Genomic DNA, 22,091 nt, shown 5'->3' on the forward strand with positions numbered 1-22,091 from the left:
TTTATAAAGGTTAATTGATTCTATTCAAGCTGTCGTTCAGATTGCAATCATTGGCGATATGGGTACTTTTACGAAAAACTGACATAACATTTTTATGTCGGTTATACCCTATTCGAGTTTAATTACTTATGACCGTAACTTTTGACAGTCAATTTTCCTGATTCAGACTGATCGATTTTATTTGCTCGATCCTTTTAAGTTCTCATAATCAACGCTTGAGAAAATAGGAGTAACTACATTTTCTCATCTTCAAAGTCATTACGACTAATTTGGAAATAAAAAATTGATAGCTGCAACCTATTGCATCTACCAATTTTTTTTATTTTAGTATTACTCGTCCGATTCCAATTGAATGAAATTTACGTTAAGTTCTTCATCCAACTCTAATATCATTATGTCTTCTATATTCGGAGTACCATTATCTGCCAATATTTTAGTTAGCTCATTCTCTGTCAGTTTCGATCTATTCGTCTCATCTTCATTTACTTTACCATCAGAAATGATTAAATAGTTTTTTTCTGTGGCTTCCTTCAAAATAACTGACAAGCTTCCATTTTTCTCAATGGTCCCTACTTCAACTTGTGTTATAGATCCTACTCCTTGAGTTCTCAACATTGAATATAATTGATCGATGGTTAAACTGGCTTCTGTTAAGGAATTTTTAACAATCGACCCCTTTTCCAAAACTCGAATAGTTCTGCCATCGAGCAGTTCTGAAATCTTTGGAAACTGTTTTCTTACATAATAAAATGATATAGATATTAATGCCCATATAAACATTACAATGATAAACATTCCAATTGTGATATCTTGAGAATAGATAGTTCCCCCTATTATTCCTCCCAAAATATAGTTTTGAATTTGATCGATAGGCGATTGAGGTGCTAATGTCGTTTTACCAGTTACTTTAATAATAGCTGTAGCCATTAGCAAACCTAATAATAATTTTATAAATGTTTCTAGATAAAACATGTTATTTCTCCTTTTTACTGTATTATAAAAAGCCTGGGACATAACTAAAAACGTTATGTTTCAGGCTCTTAGTAACCGAATAAACGGTGGGCGCAGAAGCAACTCCTTCGGAAATAAGCCGAAATTCACAAAAATTTGAAGAGCAATTTTCGTAAATTCCTTCTTATTTCTCGGAGTTAAACATTTCTGTCCCAACCTCTTAAATTTAATAGTTTATTGAACTCTTGACTCTGTAGCATCTTTTGCTTTCGCTACACCGTTACTTGCCATTTTTTTTGCTTTTTCTGTTTGTTCACTTGTGAAATTGCTTACTGATTCGGTTGCATCACTTAAACGGTCTTGAACGGTCGTTGAATCTTCTTCATATTGCTCTTTTGATTTTACGTCTGTTACAGTTACATTCACTTCTACTACTTTAAGAGAAGTCATTTTTTCTACTTCTCTAGAAATAACCTCTTTGATTTTTTCATATAACGCTGCGATATCTCTGCCGTATTCGGTTACAACATCTAAATCAACTGCAACTTGTTTTTTCCCTACTTCAACATCGATTCCAGTAGTAACATCTTCCCTATTAACAAGCTTATTAGCAACGTTTGAGAAAAAACCGCCTTCTACTGTTAGTAATCCATCTACTGACTCTAACGCAATCCCGATTATCTTTTGGATCACTTTATCATCATAAGTAAGTTCACCCTTGATTTCATTTACATTTACTTCTTCTTTTTTTTGTACATTTTTGTTATCCATATGCTCAAATCCCTTCTTTTAGCTAATTTATTTATAGTTTTACTTTCTTTTGTTAGAAAGAAAGATATCTATCCATCTCTGTGTACTCGCATACCATCCCACAAAACCACCAACAATAACAAATACGATAATTAGAACCGTTTTGAAAAAACCTAACGTCAATATCAATAGTGCAATCAACAAACCTGCTAGTGCACCAATAATAGGACCTCGATATGTTTCCCATATTTCATTCATATGTTTCCTCCTATTTCACCCGATTATTATTTTCTGGTTGAGGTTTTTCGAATTTAATTTTGATTGAAATTTTTACATCAGGTCCAATCAAATCGTGTAGTTGAGTTTCTAACTGTTCACTCCATTTATCAGTTTTTCCATATAGATCTGAAACTATTTGAAAATCACCTTTAACTTTTATCTTTATCTTTCTTTGACTCATTGTTGCTTTCACATTTGGATTCTTCATCAATTTCTCTGTTGTCAACGCCTCAAAAATAACTCCTTCAACCGCCTTTTTGCTAATTCGTAAAACGCCATCTGTTTTTTTGAATTTGAATTGACTAAATTTCTTTGGATATAATATTGTAACAAACATTAGAATAAATAAAACGATGAAGATACTACCTGCGAGATAGAATGTGATTGTAGGGAGCCATTCCCCAACTAATGGATACTCATCCAGATTTAAGAAGTAAAATGGTATAGATACGTATGTTTGATTAGATACTATTACTGAAAAACACAAATACATAAATAACAAAAGAAAAATAGCAACAATTGTTTTTTTTAGTTTACTCAAAGTGAACCTCCTGTCAATTATTGTCTTTATTTATATCTATATATAAAAATAACAATAATTTACTATTTCTGTCAAAAGGTATGCTTCGGAGTAGCTAGTTAATTAATGAACATAACAAGCAAAAACAGCGCTTAATGATAGAACTATAAAAGTGCTTTCTACCTTTAAGATTATATTTTTATGCCTAAAACGACTGTTTTAGGGAATCATCTAACTAAGCAAATCTGATTCAATATGCTTAGATCAAATCCTGATCCTTTACCTAAAACCAGCAATTCGAAACTAAAAAAAGCGTTCAAACAAAACTTTTCACAGCTTTGTTTGAACACCTCGAATGGCTTTCTATTGATGAACACTAAAACGTTGGTTAGGATGTGTATTCTTTTCGATTTCATCTACCATCGCAATTGCATAATCAGCGTATGAGATATAGCTCTTGCCGTCTTTATCTACTTCTAGTTCTTCTCCTGCTATCACATATTTGCCTGTAACTGGGCCTTCTGCATCAAATTCTGCTGCTGGGCTAATGTAGGTCCAATTCAATCCTTTGGATGCTTCCAATAAGTCTAACCCTTTGCCCATTGCAGTCGCTAATGGTTTAAATGCTTCAGGAAAATCTGGTGTTTCGCTTAAACGAACCGTATGTTCTGGATTTACAAATAAGCTTCCAGCTCCACCAACAATGAATAAACGCGTTTTTTGATTTGTTAAAATATCGATCAAGTGTTGTGTTGACCCTGTAAATTCGCTCACATCACCCCAGAACCCCAAGGCACTGACTAAGACATCAAAGTCTTTGACATCCTCTGTTGTTAAGGCATATACATCTCTTTCAATTACAGGCGTGCCATCTGTGATTTTAGCTGCATCACGAACAATAGCTGTCACATCTAATCCTCGTTTTTTTGCTACTTTCAAAATTTCTGAACCTGCTTTTCCATTTGCTCCTAAAATTGCTACTTTCATGATGATCTTCCTTCCTTTTAATGAAACTTTTTTTGTTACATTTTATTTTAAAAAGAGAAGAGACCGTTCAAGTCTCTTGTTGCTTGATTTGATGGATTACATCCGACAAATTAATCTCTTTTAGTTCTGCTTCCATGCTTTGCTGAACCTTTGCATATTGCACTTCCAAAGCCGTTTGGATAGTTGCTCCGACTAGACAGTTTGGATTAGGATTTTGGTGAATATTGAATACTTCATGATCTAATTCAACTGCTTCATAGATATCGTAGAGAGAAATATCTTCCGGTTTTTTCAATAAATACGTTTGCGTGGCACCTCTGCTTGTATGAATGAGTCCAGCTTTTTTTAGCTTACTCATCAGTCTTCTAACAACAACTGGATTTGTATTGACACTTGCAGCAATCAATTCAGAATTGACACGATCGGGTGGTCCGATTTCGATCAAACTGAGGATATGGATCGCCACACTTAATTTTGTCGACATGGCCATGTCTATCACTCCAACTCTTAGTAACAAAATAAGTTACATTTAAATCTTACTGCGTTTTCTTGTAATTGTCAATGAAAAGTATTCGATTATTTTAAGTTATTCACATAGTTAGCAACGAAATCCCTATTTCTAAACGAATGATCGCAAAAAACGACTTCCAACTTCCTCACACCTCAATTCTAGAAGGTACTAGGTTGAAAATCGTTTCAAGCAGTGATCTAATCCATATAAAAAGGATCTGTCTCTTTCTTACGCACTATCCAAACATATGCAATAAAACTACCCATACATATAAGCAGTAACGCAACGCCTGTCAAAAATCCTTGCGGTAAAAAGACAAATTCAATTTCATGTTCTCCAGCACTTACTGGTAAGGTCAAAAGGGCCTGCTTAAAAGTAGGAATAGGCACTTTTTTCCCATCAATATATGCCTTCCATCCCTTATCATATGGGATACTCGTAAAGAGGACTTGATCTTGATCCAATGATACTTCCGCCTTCGCTCTACGTCCTTCCACTTTAAATTCAACCCCGTTATCCTTGATTGCTTCAATAGATTGACTGAATTTATCAATATCTAATAACGCAACATCGGGTTGAACGATTTGAAAAACATTTTGCTTTTTAACATTGGAAATAGTCATTTTAAATGTAACTTTTTTGGCTTCTTTATGGTAACCTAACGAGTAATACTGCCCAGTCTCACTAACGGAACTGTCATACACCACACCATCTACTTCTAACTTCAACGTCGGGCTCCCAAAAGTTCTATAATCTACTGGAAAAATACTGACATATGCCTGTTTATTAGCTGGCACCTCTACTGTCCATTCCAAAACCATCGGTTCATTTTGTTTTTTAGGAATATAGGTCACAACATCCGTTTGATTGATTCGTCCCTTTTCTTCACGCATGTTCACCATATCCACTTGCTCTAAGTCACTAAACGTAAAGAAATCTTCGTTCGTTTTCGCTAAATGATTCAAGAGTGTTGCTTGAGATTCGACTGCACCAGGTTCATAGATTGCATCATCTGTCCACATCCCTAAAGGCAATGCATACTTATTTTCATAAAGTGCATACTCTTCTTTTTCAGAGATTTTACTATAACCAAATTTCAGAACATCCTCTTTCGCTAAATTGTATTTTATCCCTACTAATGAATCCATCAAAAGAGTATTGTTGGCATAACGAATATTCAAGTTCGTTCCTAACGATCGATACCCTAATCCGTTCAAATAGTACGACGAATGACGATTTCGAATGGAGGAGAACATACTGACACCACTATATCCATAATTAAACGCATCATTAGGTGAAACAGGATTCAAATTTTCTAAACGATAGAACGTGTCATTATCATCTTTCGTTTGATCCACTAATTCTTTGATTGGTTGATAGGAATCTGCATAGTATTTTCGAGCTGGATAATGCCACTCCGTTTGGATTCCCTCAACGATACCATAACTATTAAGTCCCGCCTCTACACAAACCAATAGAATAAAAAAGACCCCAATGCCCTTTCTAAAACCGTTTTTTCTTTTTACTAAAGCAAAAAGGAACAAGTAACTAATTAAAAAAACGAGTGTCCAAATAAAATTGATTGATTGAATATAGGTATAATCACCTTGACCCGTCATAAATTTTACCGCCATATACGTGCCTATCAAGCCCAAAACAATGGTTACCAACTGATCAAAATCATCAGGCTTAAATTTTTCAAAACCGTAACCTGCTAGGACTAAAACGAAGAAAGAGAACAAAAAACTAAATCGAAAATTAAACATGTTTGGCGTATGCATCCCTTGCCAAAAGAGATTTAGCGGTTCGAAATAGAAACTCGCCACTAAGACAAGCAGTAGACTGCCATAGCAAATTTTTTGGCGTAATGCTACTTTCTTCGTCACAAAAAAGAATAGACAAAAAACAACTGCCAACAAACCAATATAAATAAAAGGAGTTGACTTAACCTTCGTACTATCATAGATCCCTACCATATTTTTGATCACTAAATCCCAGGGACCAGTGTTTTTTGTTTTCAATCTAACAATTTTACTAAGTGCTTCACCATTGTTTTTCAAATCTAGTAAAGTCGGTAAAATCATGACCATTGATGCCCCACCTGCCAAGAGTGATGTGATCAAATACATTGGAAAACGAGGCAAATATTGGGAACGGTTCGTCAACAAGCGTGCGAGAAAATAGCCAAAAGTAAACAACCCCACCATAAATGCCATATAAAAGTTTGACACAAATAAAAGAAAGTAGCTAACAAACAAAAGAACTGGCTTTTTTTTGTCCATTAAACGGTGAATTCCCAAAACAATCAAAGGTAAGTAAAGCATAGCATCCAACCACATAAGAATTTCAGAATAAGCAATAACAAACGACATCAACGCATATGAAACACTCAATACAACATGATTCCACTTAGGCAAACGAAACGTCTGATAAGAAAAAATCCAAAATGCTCCGCCCAAACTACCGATTTTCAACAGGGTCAGATAATAAAGAAAATCTGGAAGCTGAAGACTTGAAAAGAATAGAACCAACGGACTAAATATTCCGCCTAAATAATAAGCAATAAAGGTCCAATAATTCAACCCCATTGAACTATTCCACGTATAAAAAATACTTTGATCGCCTTTAAATACGTTGTTTAAGCTAGCATAAAAATTAACATATTGAGAAAAAGCATCACTCGCTAAAATAGTTCGATGCTCACTTCCTGGATAAATACCGATTTTTGAATATACAACGACCATGATCAACACCGGCAACGCTAGACTCAATAGTATATAAAGGCCATTATCTTTAATAAATAAATGAATTTTCTTTCTCATACTAACCTCACTTTACAGTTTAATGAACAAATCCAAATCGATTGAATGGATAAAATCTAAAGTTAACCACCCCTTCAATTTGATCACTGTTAACAAATCCAATCGAACGACTATCTTTAGAATTGGAACGGTTATCCCCTAAAACAAAATAATGATCCTTCGGAATTTCTTCTACATTACGTAATAGATTCAAAGTAGGTTCCTGTGCAATCCTCACTACTACAGTGCTATCTGGTAAAACTCCGGCATCGATCCATTGGGAAAGATCCACATCGTTATCTAGATGCTCAACTAGATACAATTGGTCATTCTTGACAAAGATACGATCCCCAGGTAATCCAATCACGCGTTTGACATACGACTCACCCAGCTCATCTTTAGGTTCAAAAGTCACAATATCATAGCGCTCAAATTTTTTACTTTTTTGAACAAGCAAGCGGTCTCCATTTTGGAATGTAGGATCCATTGAATGACCATCCACAAAATGAGCGCGATAGTTTAAAAGAAAATTGATACAACTAATAGCAAACATCAGAAATACGAGTGTCTCTAAATAATTGGAGCGTTTCGCTCGTTTATTTTTCCCCATTGTTTTTTTTATTTTTTGCTTTTTAGAACTCTGAATTTGGTTTTTCTTCTCAGATGACCGTCTTTTCCTTTTTTTGGGGGGATATGGACTTTTTCGGTTTACCTTATATGCTTCTTCCTGCTGTTTTTTTCTTAATCTTTTCGGACCCATATCATCTACCTATCTTTTCTACAATTTCATCATTTCATGAAGTGGGAGTAATTTCATTGTAGCAACACCTATGATATCCTTCTCGTCAACGAGCCCGTAATATCGACTATCGGTTGCAAAAGTGCGATTATCCCCTAAAACTAAATATTTCCCTTGGGGTATCCTTCCTAGAACTGTTCCTGGTATATCTTCTGTACTAAAGTCTTCTGTTAATTGGTACCCTTCTTTTTTAGCTTTTTGCAACTCTTCAGTTAAAAAACGCTCCACTTGTTCTTGCCCATTAATCAACAAAGTATCCTCTTTGTATGTTATTTTTTCTCCTGGTAGACCAATCACCCTACGAGTAGAAACTTCTTTTGAACGTTTCGGCACATGAAAATAAACAAGGGAAAATCTTTTGATTTCTCCTAAACGATTAACGAAAATACGATTCGGTTCTTTCAAATTCGGAGCCATTCCAAAACCTTCTATTTGTGGAATCACAAAGGTCAATAAAGACACTAGGTAAATGAGCAACACAGCTATTGTGAGACTGGAAATCAATTCTACAAGTAGCTTCTTAATTCTTTTTCGCTGCCTTTTTTTTCTTTGTTTCAATGATTGCTTTCTAAAGTGTTTTTGTTTCACAGATTTTTTAGAAGCAGAATGAGGTGGATGGCCCCTTTTCCTATTTCTACCTTTTTTTTGTTGAAGAACTTTTGGCTTATTTCTACTCATTAAAGAACCTCCTTAACGTGCGAGAAAATAGCTATTTATTTCCTTTTAAAGATGCTTCGTTGATTCGGAAATACTTTAATACTTTTTTCTGATTGTCTTGGGTTTTCTTCAAGTCTGCTTTGTATCCGTCTAATGTTTCTTGGTCGCTTAATGACTCTACCGTTTGACTTCCCATATTCACTCCTAATTCTTTCATGTTTGAATATAGGCGATTCAATTGTTTTTGCCCTTCTTCAGATAACCGTCCATTTGCAGAATGTGCCCCGTAACTAGCGAGTCGCGCCGATAAATCATATAGCGTTCCTTGAACTTTTTTAGGGTTATCTGTCCCCTGTACTTGATTCAGTTGCTCCTCGATACCTGAAATTAAAAAGTAGCCTTGGACCAACGCATCTGAATCTTTTTTTCCTAGATTGGTTGCTTGATAATAACGACTGTAAAACGCTCCACTTAGTCCGATGATTCCTATCAATAAAAACGTTATCACCCAACGAATTTGTTGTTTGCGTTTTTTCATCAAAGCACGGCAGGCTCTCTTCCATTTTTTCAGTTTAGGCTTTCGTTTTGGCTTCTTGACTTTCAGTCGACGAATTTTTTTACCCGTTTGCATTGTCACCACCGAAAAGAGAAGCATCAATACAAAACAGAGGATAGCTAAGGAAAGTAATCCTATAAATAACCAATCTAGTATTTCCATTCTTCTAGGCCTCCTCTAGTACTCATTAATTCTTCTTTTTCTTCTTTGGTGATGAAGTTTTTCTTTTGCCTTTTTTCTTTTTAGTATTTTTTTTCATCAGACGGATCAAAATGAAAATAATGAACACTAAAACTAAAATACCACCCACAACGATTGCGATCAGTACCCAATCAATACCCGATTCTTGGACTAAGGTTAAATCCTGCTCATTAAATTTATCCGCATCTTCATCAGTAATTTTAAATCCTTGCTCCCACTGCCAACGATCACCAGCCTTTGTCGTTACTAAGATTTTTGCCCGGTAATCTCCTGGTACCATTTTTTCACCGTTCATTGATACTGGGAAATCGATCAATGTATTTGGTGCCATCCGCATTTTGGCTTTTTTGGTATCGTATAAAACTTCATCTGAGCCCTTCCCCATGATTTGAACCTCTACGGTCATATCATTAATATAAATTGGTTGAATATTTGAAAAATTAATGAATACGGAATTACGATAGTTATTTAGCTCAGGATAAACTTTATTCAGTTTTAAATCTGGTTTTATTTGATCTGTATCCCCTTCACTCAATTGAATACCTGTTTGATAAACGAATTTATTTTTGATCATTCCTTCATCAGATTTAGAGTCTAATCCATCTTGATCTTTTTCTGACAGACTGACCGCTCCTGTAATATACCCTTCAAAAGAAGCGTCAGGTACTTTCAGATCTAAATCCAATATTTTTTCACTTTTCGGTGCTAAAACTACTTCTTTTGGTCCTGTTACGATGTCTTTAAAATCATATTTTAAAGAGGCATCGTTTTTCATTTTATTTTCTCCATACTCAATAACGCCATTACTATTGGTTTTGGCGCCATTTAAGCTAACTAAAACAGTTGTTTCCTTATCTGCTGTATTTCTCATTTTAATTTGAAGCTTTTGTTTTTGGCCTGGTGTTACTCTTAAATCAAAGTACCCTGCTTCGGGATTATGTTGGTTTTGTGGAAGTATGACTTCATAAGAGAAACCGCCAGAATTTTGACTTCCTTTCGATGCTTCTGCCTGAACCGACTCTGCAGAAACAACGATGATTGCAACTATGTATAGTAAACCTAGCAGTTTAATCGCTACTTTTTTTAGCATTAAAAATCCCTCTTTCTATTCTTGAAAATAAGAGGGTGGGACAAAACGATGGATTCGTTTTGTTTCACCCTCTAACTATTGATAAAAGACTAGTGAAGCGAGGATCAGACAGAAGTGTTTAACCTTGAAATCAAGCTATGACTCGTAGCATTATACCTCAGTCTCATTTTTTACATTATCCTCTCTAGCCTCTTTTTTAAAACAGTTCTTTACGGTGCAGCAGTGATGGCCCAAGTGATTTCAGCTTCGTATTTAGCTTCTTTCAAAACGTTGTCTCCAGGAACTTTCAATGTCACACCATCATAAGCATCTTTACCAGCTTTGGCTTTTTCGTTTGTGTCAAACATTAATTCAAACACACCAAACCCTTTACCTTTTTGATCATTTGTCAAAATTGTTTGTGCTTTTGAACCATCTTCAGCAAATTCTAAATCGGAAACTGCTTTTACAGCTGCTGAAGTAGGCAAAGTAGCTTTATTTGTACCTGTTACTAAAGAAACATTGTTGTACGTTAATTTTGAACCAGTCAATTCAGAAGCAACTGCTCCTGTACTTGTAAATTGTTTTGTCAGTGCAACGGAAATGCTGTAGAAGTTCTCAGCAACGTTGGCACGAACATCTCTAAAACGGACAAAGTGAGCTGTTGTTTGAGTACCATCTGTGAACGGTAACGCTTTGTATGTCTTTTCAGAGTCATTCGCAATAATATCGTGCTTATCAAAATCCATATCTGTTACTGAAACAATTTTCAATGCAGATGGATCAGGATTTTGAGTTGGCTCTGTTAATTCATCACCTGATGATTCACCTGGTGGTAGGTTCGTTGGATTTGTTGTTAAATCTGTTTGGAATTCAATATTTCCTTTTCCTTTTTGTTCAGGTGCTGCTTTTGTTGCTGATGGCATTGCAAGACCTACGCCGACTGCTGCTAATAATGCAGCACTTGCTAATTTGTGTGTAGTTTTCATTTGTATTTCCTCCTAATATTTTGGACTATTTATGGTAGCTCGGATAAAATCCAAGTTATCACCGTTTGATAAGTTACCGGATCTTTTTTCGTTGCCCCCGGTATGGACAACTTTAATGCATCATTTTTATACATTGGTTTATTATCAAAGTTCGGGTCCATGATTGGATTCCCTTCTTTGTCTAAACGTGGTGTTAGTGACTCCTTTTTCCCCTGATCATTTTCGGCAGAAGCACCAAATATAATAGACCAAGTACCTTCTCCAGAACCAGGCTTAGCTTCAGCTAAATTATATGTTTGCCCGATATTGTCAATTCGAATCACATCTTTTTGCACAATTGGTGCTTCTTCTTTACTTCTGGTTGAATTTGCCCAAGACTGATCTAAGGAAATCACGGCACCGTTTAATTCTTTGTTTTCAGTATTGTCATTTTTGAATTGTGTTTCTTGACGAACCTGTAAACTCCACCCTTTACCAGTCCCACGATAATCAGACACTTGTACAAAATTGCCTCTGGCTCCAAGTTTTCCATGGAACAGTTGCGCATTTCCTAAATACACAGCATCCGTTGTGGTTTTCTCGTTTTGCCAAAATTCAAACTGAGGAACAAAATCAATTCTCAGATCACCTTTTGTAGACGGGCTGTCTCCTGGATCTACTTCATTTTCTGGGTGTTCTGGATCTTTGAGTATTTGATCGTATTCCCCTTCAAACTGAATTTTTCCTGTTCCGTGCCCAGTTGTTTCTGCATATACAGGCACTGATCCTTTCAAGAGCACAACTAAGAAAAACGGCAACATCAACAGAGGACCCATTTTTATTCTTTTCATTCTGTTAAGCCCCCTTTTCCTCAGTGTTTTCGCGCTCTTTCTTACGTTTCAGATAGAACAGAATCAAAACGATTGCAACTAACACAGCCCCGCTGATTCCAAGGCTGGCTTTCACCAATTCTCCTGTTGACGGATATCTCCCTACAGGTTTTTGACTCGTTGGTTTTGACGTAGTTGAGGGTGTCGTACTTTGTTCGGTTGAGCTATTAGATATACTTTCTTCGTAAAAGGTAATTCCGCCATTTGTCTGAACCGCTCCGCCGTTTTCTTCAGCCATTCCAAACAATGGATAGCTGAAAAATAGGACAACCGCAACTACAGAGACAAAGAAAGCTGAAAATAAATGTTTTTGATTCATTATTCTTTCCTCCATCTGTTATGGTGTTGCTCCAACAGTCCAAACAATCGTCGCCTTATATTTCCCTAATTCACGAACCGCACCAGCTGGAACATCTAATTTAAATCCTCGCTCACCAGTCTTCCATTTGTCACTGACATCGTATTGACCTGTTGTCGTATGCGCATCTTCAACAATTGGCTGATTCTCATTATTCAAAATAATCTCACTTTCTTTTCCTTCACCCGTTCGATAGCGAATGGCTTCCGGTAAGATTTTTGCTCCCTCACCATCATTACTTGTCAAGTAAGATTCCAATTTCGCATCTAAAGTCCAATTCGTTAATTTTGTTCGATTATCCCAGATGATCAACTCTTTATCATACGCAGGTTTCTCTACACGAACACCAAAAATACCGGCATCCTGCAAACCAAAATCAATAGATTGAGGGGCAGAATAGATAAACAATGTACCTGAAAAAACGTATTGAACTGCATATTCTGTTTCGTTCACAGGAATAGCATCCTCTGGTATTGGTGTTTTTTGAATTTGATAATTTTGACCAATCAAAGTATCCAATACCGCCTTGACATCTGAGTTCTTTGTCAAATCGACTGTCCCACCAATATTTCCACTGACCGGAACGGTTTCGTGAATTTTTTTACCGGTATCATCGACAAATTCTACATTGACTGTCGAAACACTTTTAATGATTGTTACTTTGATGTTTTTCTCTACCTTAGCAGGTCCTTCACCATAACTTAGCGTTACTTGATAATCTCCACTAGCAACTGGGGTTCCAGGTGCTGAAGGTCCCGGTAAAGTACCTTTATCAATAGAAATTTTGGACGCATCCAACGAAGTAACAGTTGCATCATCGATTTCCCAAAGCGCTAGTTTCCCTTTTTCACGAATCATAGTTAAAATCGCTTCTTCTGAAGTCGGATAATCTTTCGCAGCTATACTGAAATCTCGTCCATCTACTACATACTTATTGCTTGTTACCATCTCATCATTTTTGACAAAGATTGGAACAGTCACTTCTTCTGCATTTCCAGCCTCATCAGTTAAGATCACTACAAAACTAGCTGGTCCTACTTTTGAAACAGTATTCACTAGGTTTTGACCTGGTTTTAGCGTTACAGCAATTTTATCTTTAGCTGAAACATTATCCGACCAGTCTGTTAAATAAGCTGTATAGTCGGATGCATTTTCAATAGACGCATTATCCCCTAAATCAACAAATGTTAGCTTACCTGTCCCAGTTGGTTTGGTTCGATCATTAAACGTAACAGTGATCACTTTCGTTGTGTCTTTCAACTTTAATGTTATGTCATGCGCAACTTCTTCAGCATTTGTTACTTTAGATATATCGATGCTAAATAATGTTTCATCTGCTGTTACATCCGTCACATCGAGGATATTCCCGGCTTTATCTTTGACGAACTGCCATGCTTCAACTTTTCCTTTAGTAACAACTAAAGGACGTTGATCTTTGCTTGGCCAATCACTGTAATCCATTCTAAAGTCAGTACCCTTGATAATACCGTCTTCTCCCCAGTTGTAAGAATCATCAACTACATAAATAAACGTATCGTAATCTGCTGAATTCCTTGCTTCATCAGTCAAACGAATCTTGATTGTTTTTTTGCCCACAGTTGAAACAAGCGACGGAATATCCGTTGTTAAAAGTTTTGCAGTAATCTTTTCTTTTGGAGAAACGTTATCGGATACTGTCGTGAAAAATCCTTTCAAATCAACACTTGATCCAATGATGGCCTCTGCATCATTTAGTGTGACCTTCGTCAACTTGGCTGTAGCAATTGGGGGTTCAACATCCAAAACATTCAGTAAATGTTCAGTATTTGACTCAGCGATTACTGAATTATCAGGATTCAGTCCTTTTGGAGTAGCCTTTGTTTTTAATAGTTTAGAACTAGCAGAGGCATCAACTTGAGCTGTATAGACTAGCTTTAAAATACTGCCTTTGCTTCCTATCAATAAATCATCATCTGCCGTTTGAACAACAGCAAATGGTGTTTTTTGTGATACTACTGGTAACCCTAAATTCTTAGAATTACCGGTTGAATCAATCGTCTCTGCTGAAACGGGCGTTACATTTTTATATAACGCATCTAATTCCGCATACAGTTTTGCTTGCTGCCATCGACTTAAATCATTCGTTAATTCTGATGTTATAGTAAAGCGAACTTCATCCAACGGTTTTGCTTGTTCACTTTTTTTCCACGAACCATCTGACTGTTTCACCTCTGAAACAACCTTCGTCATAAATTCAGGATTACTAAATTGCTTTACTGTAATCGGTACACTAATCTTCTCAGTCAAACCACTTTTGTCTCCTTTAATGACGACAATGACTGTCTCGTTGCCAACTGTTGAAAATGTCTTTTCGGAATCAAAGCCAATTACACTAACTGTTTCTGAAGCAAAAACACCTTTTAAATTCGATACCAAATCCGCTGGATCCAAATCTTGTGTACTTGATCCGACCATTACTTCTTGCGGTACTGGATCAGCTGTTGGGGAACCGCCTAATTTTGTCTTAGCTATTCCTTCATTGATCTCACTTTGTCCATCTCCCGTAACATTGTAAACAGTCATTGGAATGTGTAAGTACCCATCACTTTGATAATATTTTTCCTTATCAACACCTGCAGTGAGTTTAGACGTAATCTGAAATTCATATGAATTATTAACAAATGATGCGCTACTTAGCGTACTCGCTGGAACAGTTACGACAAAACGATTATTAGGAATGTCTTTTGTAATCGTAAATTTCGAAGTAGTATTAGCTCCGTTCATATCTGTAACTTTCACGGTCGCCTGAGACAAATCAAAAATCTCATCAGCATTCATATACATCGTATATTGCTTAGGATAAAAAGAGGCATCTGATTGTTCTGGCATATCTTGAACAACAGTGTAATCAATTTTATTTTGATCTTCGTTGGTTTCTCCCAGAATTTGAGGCGGTGGAAGAATAATCCTCGTCATAGCTGACGTTTCATATTTCAAATAACCCACTGCTCCTGACGGTAAATCAATTGTTTGTTGCATAGAACCATCTGAATTAAATAGATACGTAAACTCCTGCGTTGCTTTTTCTCCACCAGAAGTCCCAACAAACCTAGTCGTTCCGGCACCCACATCACTGTAGATAATCTCACTATTTGAATACGTGTATAATCCTTGTAAAAAGGTACTGTCAGAATCAATCGTTAATCCCTTGAGATAATTCAATCGTTTCACATTCCACATTGCTTTCATGGGAATTTTTGTTGTAGTGCCACTTTTGAAGAAATCATATCTTACCCTCATTTGCGCATTAGTACCACGTGTATCGATTCTTAGAAAGTTTTCTTTTTGCGCATTACTACTTGTGGAAGTTGGGTAGTAGATATACGCAGTTGGATTCGCTGTAGAAGATGTATACGATTCGATCGTGGCGCGCAAATCTACAAATCCACCTTTATAAATCGCTACTTTATTCAATTGCACAAAGTTATTTCCTGTAATATCCCGTTTATCAAAGCGCGCGTAGTTCGCTCCTTCGCTTGTCGCTCCTGAAACTGTATAGGTCAATCTAGGTGTAATACGAAATAATGTTGCATATTCTCCTGGTATTGGCGTAGCAGCTCCTGGATTGGCACTGTCCACCAAATTGACGTTGGGATAAGTGATCAATGACCCACTAGCGAGAGTAGTTGGTCCATCTGCGTAAGTAGAAATGCTTTCTTCCGCTTTTATTTCAGCTTTTTCAAAGTAAAGATACCCAGCTAAAATGCTCACCATACAAGCAGTTGTTATGATCCATTTTCTTTTCATTTTTTTCCTCCTTCCCCGTAAATTTAAAGCAATTTATTTCAAATTCTCTATTATTGAATATAATCCTCTTCAATAATAAAAAATTGAAAACTAGTTTAATCATGTTAGCAGCATGTACCCTTTCGAACGAATTGTTTTGATATATTGAGTAGAAGAATCACCATTCGCTATTTTTTGTCTTAAATGGTAAATAATGTTAGCAACTCGGTATCTCTTATCTCTGGCCGACCCATTCCAGACGTATTGATAAATTTCTTCATAAGTCAATGCCTGGCTCGGATGATTGCTTAACAATTCAATCGTTCGAAATTCTAACTGTGTTAAGCTCACTTCAATTTTTCCAGATAATAGAACGCTAAAATTAGATGGAATCAATTCAATTTTTTTCTTTTTCCCTACATTTTTCCCCTTAAATGAACGATCAGGAGAAAAATTGTTCTCCGTTGCGCTTTTAACATATCTATTTAGGTTATTCTGAATAAATAAGGAAAGTTCATCCGAATCGATCGTCTTGTTGATAATACCGTCCGCACCTAACTTCATATAGACAATCCTGGTAGATTTGTCCGCATTTTTCGACATTATCCAAATCAAAGCAGAACTTTGTTCCCGTATTGTTATAATGGATTCGCAAATCTTCCCTATCTGATTATCCATTTCCGTCTCTTCAATTATGAGAGCATCTAACTGTTCTACGCTGACTAACCATTTTTGTTTGTCCTGTAGATAATGAACCGTACATTCTGATTCTTCCAATGCATCTACATAGGTACAGTCTTCTACTTTATTATCTGCCGAAATAATTCCTACATTATACATTCACTGTCGCCCCTCTTTAATTCTATGTATTTTTTTGTCCATTCTTTCAAAAGTTAGTCATTATGTTTGCAGTAATCTAGAATAGTTTCTATACTGTTTATCTAGATATTAAAAACTTAGGAAAAGATTCTTGTTTTACGCTAAAACAAGAAATAAGTGAATTCGGCCTTTATTTATGGGAATTATAGAACTTTATGACGGTAAAAATGACGGCGCGAAAAAACAAAAAAAAGCCAGCCTACAGAAAAAGGACTAACTTTTTAATAAAATAAATAATGGCATTACTACTCGTTTATGAAGCAGACAGAAATTGAATGTACATTATATAGAAGCTAATCTATCAATAGTCGTACGTTGTTCTTCAAGAAAAGAACTTGTATACGTATCCAATGTTAGCTTTATAGACGAATGACCCAGTAATGAACTAATTGCTGCGATATTCGCACCCAACTCTACACACCGAGTCGCAAAGGTATGACGAAGTGCGTGAAAAGGTACATTTAATAAACCTAGCTTCTGTTTTATGCGCTCAAAGCGATAACTAACAGTTCTAGGCTCGATAGAATTTGAACCATTGGCGACAACATAAGTAGAAGCTGACTGGTTCTTCCATTTTAATAAGATTCTTTTGATTTTTTTAGAGAGCGGGATTATTCGATCTGCATTCGTTGTTTTTGGCGCCGTTTCTACGATTTTTGTCAGGTGTCCTGAACCGCTAGGCAAAGCAATCCGTTGTTTGGTTCGGTGAACTCTTAAGATAGACGCTTCAAAATCTATATCTTCCCATTTCAGCGCACAGATTTCACCAATTCGCATACCCGTTTCTAATGCTAACAAAATAGGCAATCCTTTTGTCGATTTCAAACTCTCCGTTTCTACCTCTTTTTGCTGTTGTCGTGTTAGAGCTCGAACTTTTTGTTTCCCTATTTTAGGCAGTACTGTTCGTTCACAAGGGTTCAAGATAAGATATCCTCGTTCCTTAGCGGCCTCAAAGCAGCTTTTTACAATACGAAAAACAATATGTACAGAACTTGCCACCAAATTTTTAGATAAACTCTTTACTAAACGATCGATATCTATTGCTGTTATTTTCTTTAATGGACGTTTTGCTAAAATTGGTAAAATATGTAATTGTAGCTTATTGCTGTAACTTGCATAAGTACTTTCTTTGATAGTTGGAGCCATGATGTCCGATAACCAAAATTGCGTCCACTCTCCAAATGTCCCTTGAAATTCTCTAGTATTCTTTGTGTAAAATAATCTTAACTGAATTTTTTTGTCTAGCATCTGGTCCTTGACTGCTCGGTATGAACGCGCATAAATGTACCCGTAGTAAATAGAGCCGTCTGCTTTTCTACCTTTCGGATATCTCCCCTCCCAACGACCATCTTTTCTTTTATATATATTTTCGCCTTTACTCAAAAAAATCAAATCCTTTCTTTCCTGACGGCGGAATTGACGGCGGAAAAAAACAACCGATCATTCAACTCATCATTTCGCTTATATCACATAAATAAAAAATAACTATCCTATTATTCTCATTTTTTTATATTATTCCTTAAAAAATTGAAAAAATAATAGTATTTTTTTTCGTCACCCCCATTGATTTTCTTTCAAAAAACCAATACAATGAATTTGTTGTTCAAATAATTTTAAATAAATATCAAAAACATTTCTTGTTTTAGCGTAAAATAAGAAATGTTTTTTTGATTAAAATGGACCCTTTTCCACTTTCTGATAACTCATGACAGCCATAAAACTTTTCTATAGTTATTTATTTTTAGAGAAATAACTTCTTATTACTTATTTTCATCTTATAAAACATATATATATTATTTAAACTCTCTCTATTACACTTTATATAACCTTTGTATTTTTATAAAATCCCAACTTTAGCCTACTCTACATTATTTCTAATTATAAAACAACACATTTTATTTCACATAAAAATAACAGATAATCACATTATATAAAATATGATAAATGATGGGTCACTCGATTTTTTTATTTTATAGTTTTTTAAACATTAAGATTTTAACGCTACTCATATAACAAACCAATAAGATTGGACAGAAGTATTTAACCCCGAGAAATAAGAAAGAATTCACGAAATTTACCCTCAAACTTTTGTAAATATCAGCTTTTTTCCGAATAAATGGTTGCTTCTGCTCCAACCATTTAATCAGATTCCTCGAGACTAAGATATGACTCGTAGAGTTATTTCTCAGTCTCTTTCCTATTTCAAAATAACTATTCGAAACGAAAATTGATTTTAATTGAAGGACTTATCTACAGTTTCATGATAGACTCTAAGTGCGGATATACAAGCATTATGATACATGACGAATCGAATTATTCCCTGAAGGAGATAACTATGGAAATTCAATTAAATGTGCTTATCACAGAAACCAAAACAAGCATTGAACTGAGCAACAACCAAGGAATTATTACGATTATTGAAAACAGCGATAAAATTGTACTCGATCAACCAGCTATCTATATTTTATTTAAAGATGATACAATCACTTCAATAGGAAAATCAGAAGCTGGCACTTTCCAAAACGAGGTAGATTATAACACAATAATCACTATCGCTCCGTCGTGGGATATCGAATTGGATTATTTAGCGCAGCAGTTCATTCTAGAAGCCAAAGATAATGGCATCCAGTTGACTATCCCTTCACAACTAGAAACAAAGATCCCTACAAGTTATCAAAAGACAGTCTCTACTTATAAAGACGAAGTTTTATTCATCTTAAAAAGATTCGGCTATCTTTTAAAACACAATGAAGAACCTAAAAAAGCCAACGCCAAACCTACTAAAGCACGTCACAAATGGACCAAAGAGGTTAGTCAAATCGACTTTTTTGTTGATACAAGAGAGAGTAAAGCAACCGTTCTTTGGCACAAGAGAAATGAAATGCTTCTAAAATCTGGGGCTACTATGATGGCAAATCCACCACTTAACAAAGACGGGTCGCTAGGCTTTTCTGCAAAAATGGGGCAAAGAATTCGAGAAGACCATAAAGACAAAGTTAAAAACAATGTGACGACAGAAGATATCATTTTAAAAAGTGTCAATGAAGTAGGGTTGTTTTTATATTTTGGTGGAACAAATAGTTGGCTTGAACTGGTTGATGCTTCTGGGAAAACATTGAACGAGTGGACAGCTGTTGAGTAAGTATAGTTCTATCTTTTAAGATTGATATAGCACAAAAACTCTTTTGGTGATTTATACATCAAAAGAGTTTTTTTAGCATTTTTCAGACAAAATTACGCAACTGTCTTATTTCGTACAGCTATCCTTTGTGGGTAAAAAAGTTCCTTGCTACAATAACAGTGTAACAAATCAAAAACCAGGAGGGATCTTTATGAAGTACGTAAGTGGGAACTATGAAGCATTTGCAAGAAGCAGAAAACCTGACGGTGTGGATGGTAAAAATGCCTATATCGTTGGCGCAGGCTTAGCTGGTTTAGCAGCAGCAGTCTTTTTGATTCGTGACGGACACATGAAAGGTGAACATATCCATATTTTTGAGGAACTATCCTTATCAGGCGGATCGTTGGATGGAAAATTTATTCCCCATGATGGTTTTGTTACACGAGGTGGACGTGAAATGGAGAATCATTTTGAATGTTTGTGGGATCTTTTCCGTTCCGTTCCTTCTTTAGAAGTAGAGGATGCTTCAGTATTAGACGAATTTTACTGGCTGGATCATGACGACCCTAACTCTTCAAACTGTCGTATCATTTACAATCGAGGCGAACGTGCCTCAGATGATGGTGAATTTACTCTCTCTAAAAAAGCGCAAAAAGAACTCGTTGATTTATTTATGACCTCAGAAGATAACCTAATTGGGAAACGAATCGAAGATGTCTTTACCGAAGAATTTTTTGATTCCAATTTCTGGTTATATTGGTGTACGATGTTCGCTTTTGAAAAATGGCACTCTGCTATTGAAATGAGACGCTACGTGATGCGTTTTATTCATCATATTAAAGGATTACCAGATTTCACTGCTTTAAAATTTACACGCTACAATCAATTTGAATCGTTAGTCAAACCATTATTAGCCTTTTTAGACGAAAATGGTGTAGATTTCCAATATGAAACAAAAATCAATGATATCAAAGTGGATATCACCGAAGAAACAAAAGTTGCAAAAAGTATCTTACTAACCAGAGCTGGCAAAACAGAAGAAATTCACTTAACCGAAAATGACTTGGTTTTCGTAACAAATGGTTCAATCACTGAAAGTTCAACAGAGGGCGACCACCATACACCCGCACCGATTACACACGATTTAGGCGGTAGTTGGAACCTTTGGAAAAATTTAGCGAAACAATCTTCAGAATTTGGAAATCCCGATGTCTTTTGTGAGAATTTACCAGCAGAAAGCTGGTTCGTTTCTGCTACTGTAACATGGGAAAACTTTGATATCGAGCCTTACATTTCTAGACTGACACACCGTAAATTGCGAACAGGAAAAATCGTGACTGGTGGAATTATTACGATCAAAGACTCCAACTGGTTAATGAGTTTTGCGATGCATCGCCAACCTCACTTTAAAGAACAAACTGAACAACAATCGATCACTTGGGTATATGGTTTACTATCAAATACTCCAGGAAATTATATTAAAAAACCAATCGAACAATGTTCTGGTGAAGAAATTGCACAAGAGTTGATGTATCATTTAGGCGTTCCGGAGGAAGATATCATCAAATTTGCGCAACATTCATGTACGGCAATTCCAGTTTATATGCCATTTATCACCTCTTACTTTATGCTACGTGAACCAGGAGACCGGCCGTTGGTCATTCCTAACGGTTCTAAAAACTTAGCGTTTATCGGAAACTTCGCAGAAACAGAGCGAGATACCGTCTTCACTACTGAATACTCTGTTAGAACTGCGATGGAAGCTGTCTATCAATTATTAGACGTTGAACGTGGCGTCCCAGAAGTTTTTGCATCAGCTTACGATTTACGGACTTTGGCAAATTCTGTTTACTATTTATCTGATAAGAAAAAATTAACTGAAATGGAATTACCTTTTGTAGAACGCAAAATTGTTGAAAAGTTTGTTGATAAAACGAAAGATACGTATATTGGGGATATTTTGAAAGATGCTGATTTGATTTAGATCATCAGCTCTTGTTACAAAATAGTTGAATACAAATGGTTAGAC

Annotated in this window: 19 protein-coding genes; 2 read left to right on the forward strand and 17 right to left on the reverse strand. The window is 35.8% G+C overall.

Features of this window, described 5'->3' with window-relative positions; translation table 11 throughout:
• Positions 1 to 330: 330 nt before the first annotated feature.
• The 17 genes from AC1PU0_RS15660 to AC1PU0_RS15740 all read right to left on the reverse strand — a co-directional run bounded on the left by AC1PU0_RS15660 (position 331) and on the right by AC1PU0_RS15740 (position 18,324).
• On the reverse strand, positions 331 to 972 hold the full coding sequence (locus AC1PU0_RS15660) for a DUF421 domain-containing protein (protein ID WP_206848914.1): 642 nt from the start codon (positions 970 to 972) through the stop codon (positions 331 to 333).
• A 213-nt stretch (positions 973 to 1,185) separates the two neighbouring features.
• The gene (locus AC1PU0_RS15665) at positions 1,186 to 1,722 is read right to left on the reverse strand and encodes an Asp23/Gls24 family envelope stress response protein (protein ID WP_069653429.1); all 537 of its coding nucleotides are present in this window, start codon (positions 1,720 to 1,722) and stop codon (positions 1,186 to 1,188) included.
• A gap of 39 nt (positions 1,723 to 1,761) precedes the next feature.
• Entirely contained in the window at positions 1,762 to 1,959 is a 198-nt protein-coding gene (locus AC1PU0_RS15670; protein ID WP_111246830.1) for a DUF2273 domain-containing protein, read from the reverse strand.
• 10 nt (positions 1,960 to 1,969) lie between these two features.
• Entirely contained in the window at positions 1,970 to 2,521 is a 552-nt protein-coding gene (amaP, locus tag AC1PU0_RS15675; RefSeq protein WP_479998563.1) for an alkaline shock response membrane anchor protein AmaP, read from the reverse strand.
• A 342-nt stretch (positions 2,522 to 2,863) separates the two neighbouring features.
• Positions 2,864 to 3,487 (reverse strand): NAD(P)-dependent oxidoreductase, encoded by a 624-nt coding sequence (locus AC1PU0_RS15680; protein WP_206848910.1) that lies wholly within the window; start codon positions 3,485 to 3,487, stop codon positions 2,864 to 2,866.
• Between the two features lie 67 nt (positions 3,488 to 3,554).
• Positions 3,555 to 3,977, reverse strand: coding sequence for an Rrf2 family transcriptional regulator (locus AC1PU0_RS15685; RefSeq protein ID WP_069653433.1), 423 nt, complete (start codon positions 3,975 to 3,977; stop codon positions 3,555 to 3,557).
• Between the two features lie 218 nt (positions 3,978 to 4,195).
• Positions 4,196 to 6,820 (reverse strand): YfhO family protein, encoded by a 2,625-nt coding sequence (locus AC1PU0_RS15690; protein ID WP_479998564.1) that lies wholly within the window; start codon positions 6,818 to 6,820, stop codon positions 4,196 to 4,198.
• A gap of 19 nt (positions 6,821 to 6,839) precedes the next feature.
• On the reverse strand, positions 6,840 to 7,559 hold the full coding sequence (gene lepB, locus AC1PU0_RS15695; protein ID WP_479998565.1) for a signal peptidase I: 720 nt from the start codon (positions 7,557 to 7,559) through the stop codon (positions 6,840 to 6,842).
• Between the two features lie 18 nt (positions 7,560 to 7,577).
• Positions 7,578 to 8,276 (reverse strand): signal peptidase I, encoded by a 699-nt coding sequence (gene lepB / locus AC1PU0_RS15700; protein WP_111246827.1) that lies wholly within the window; start codon positions 8,274 to 8,276, stop codon positions 7,578 to 7,580.
• Positions 8,277 to 8,307: 31 nt separating this feature from the next.
• Positions 8,308 to 8,973, reverse strand: a complete 666-nt coding sequence (locus AC1PU0_RS15705) for a hypothetical protein (RefSeq protein WP_479998566.1) — start codon at positions 8,971 to 8,973, stop codon at positions 8,308 to 8,310.
• Positions 8,974 to 8,998: 25 nt separating this feature from the next.
• Entirely contained in the window at positions 8,999 to 10,102 is a 1,104-nt protein-coding gene (locus tag AC1PU0_RS15710) for a WxLIP family cell surface protein (protein ID WP_479998567.1), read from the reverse strand.
• 209 nt (positions 10,103 to 10,311) lie between these two features.
• Entirely contained in the window at positions 10,312 to 11,070 is a 759-nt protein-coding gene (locus AC1PU0_RS15715) for a WxL domain-containing protein (protein WP_069653438.1), read from the reverse strand.
• A 29-nt stretch (positions 11,071 to 11,099) separates the two neighbouring features.
• Complete coding sequence (locus AC1PU0_RS15720) at positions 11,100 to 11,900, reverse strand: WxL domain-containing protein (RefSeq protein ID WP_069653439.1); 801 nt, start codon at positions 11,898 to 11,900, stop codon at positions 11,100 to 11,102.
• Positions 11,901 to 11,904: 4 nt separating this feature from the next.
• A complete protein-coding gene (locus AC1PU0_RS15725; protein WP_111246823.1) occupies positions 11,905 to 12,258 on the reverse strand; it encodes an LPXTG cell wall anchor domain-containing protein in 354 nt (117 codons plus the stop codon).
• Positions 12,259 to 12,276: 18 nt separating this feature from the next.
• Positions 12,277 to 16,083 carry a WxL domain-containing protein gene (locus tag AC1PU0_RS15730; RefSeq protein WP_479998568.1) on the reverse strand — a complete coding sequence of 1,269 codons (3,807 nt, stop codon included), beginning with the start codon at positions 16,081 to 16,083 and terminating at the stop codon, positions 12,277 to 12,279.
• Positions 16,084 to 16,182: 99 nt separating this feature from the next.
• Entirely contained in the window at positions 16,183 to 16,902 is a 720-nt protein-coding gene (locus tag AC1PU0_RS15735) for a response regulator transcription factor (RefSeq protein WP_206848901.1), read from the reverse strand.
• A 321-nt stretch (positions 16,903 to 17,223) separates the two neighbouring features.
• Positions 17,224 to 18,324, reverse strand: a complete 1,101-nt coding sequence (locus AC1PU0_RS15740; RefSeq protein WP_479998569.1) for a tyrosine-type recombinase/integrase — start codon at positions 18,322 to 18,324, stop codon at positions 17,224 to 17,226.
• A gap of 952 nt (positions 18,325 to 19,276) precedes the next feature.
• Between AC1PU0_RS15740 and AC1PU0_RS15745 the strand changes: the two genes are divergently transcribed.
• Complete coding sequence (locus AC1PU0_RS15745; protein ID WP_206848898.1) at positions 19,277 to 20,083, forward strand: hypothetical protein; 807 nt, start codon at positions 19,277 to 19,279, stop codon at positions 20,081 to 20,083.
• 190 nt (positions 20,084 to 20,273) lie between these two features.
• A complete protein-coding gene (locus tag AC1PU0_RS15750) occupies positions 20,274 to 22,046 on the forward strand; it encodes an oleate hydratase (RefSeq protein WP_069653444.1) in 1,773 nt (590 codons plus the stop codon).
• Positions 22,047 to 22,091 lie beyond the last annotated feature (45 nt).

The organism is Enterococcus sp. XAF26B05_ASV22, assembly GCF_056727285.1.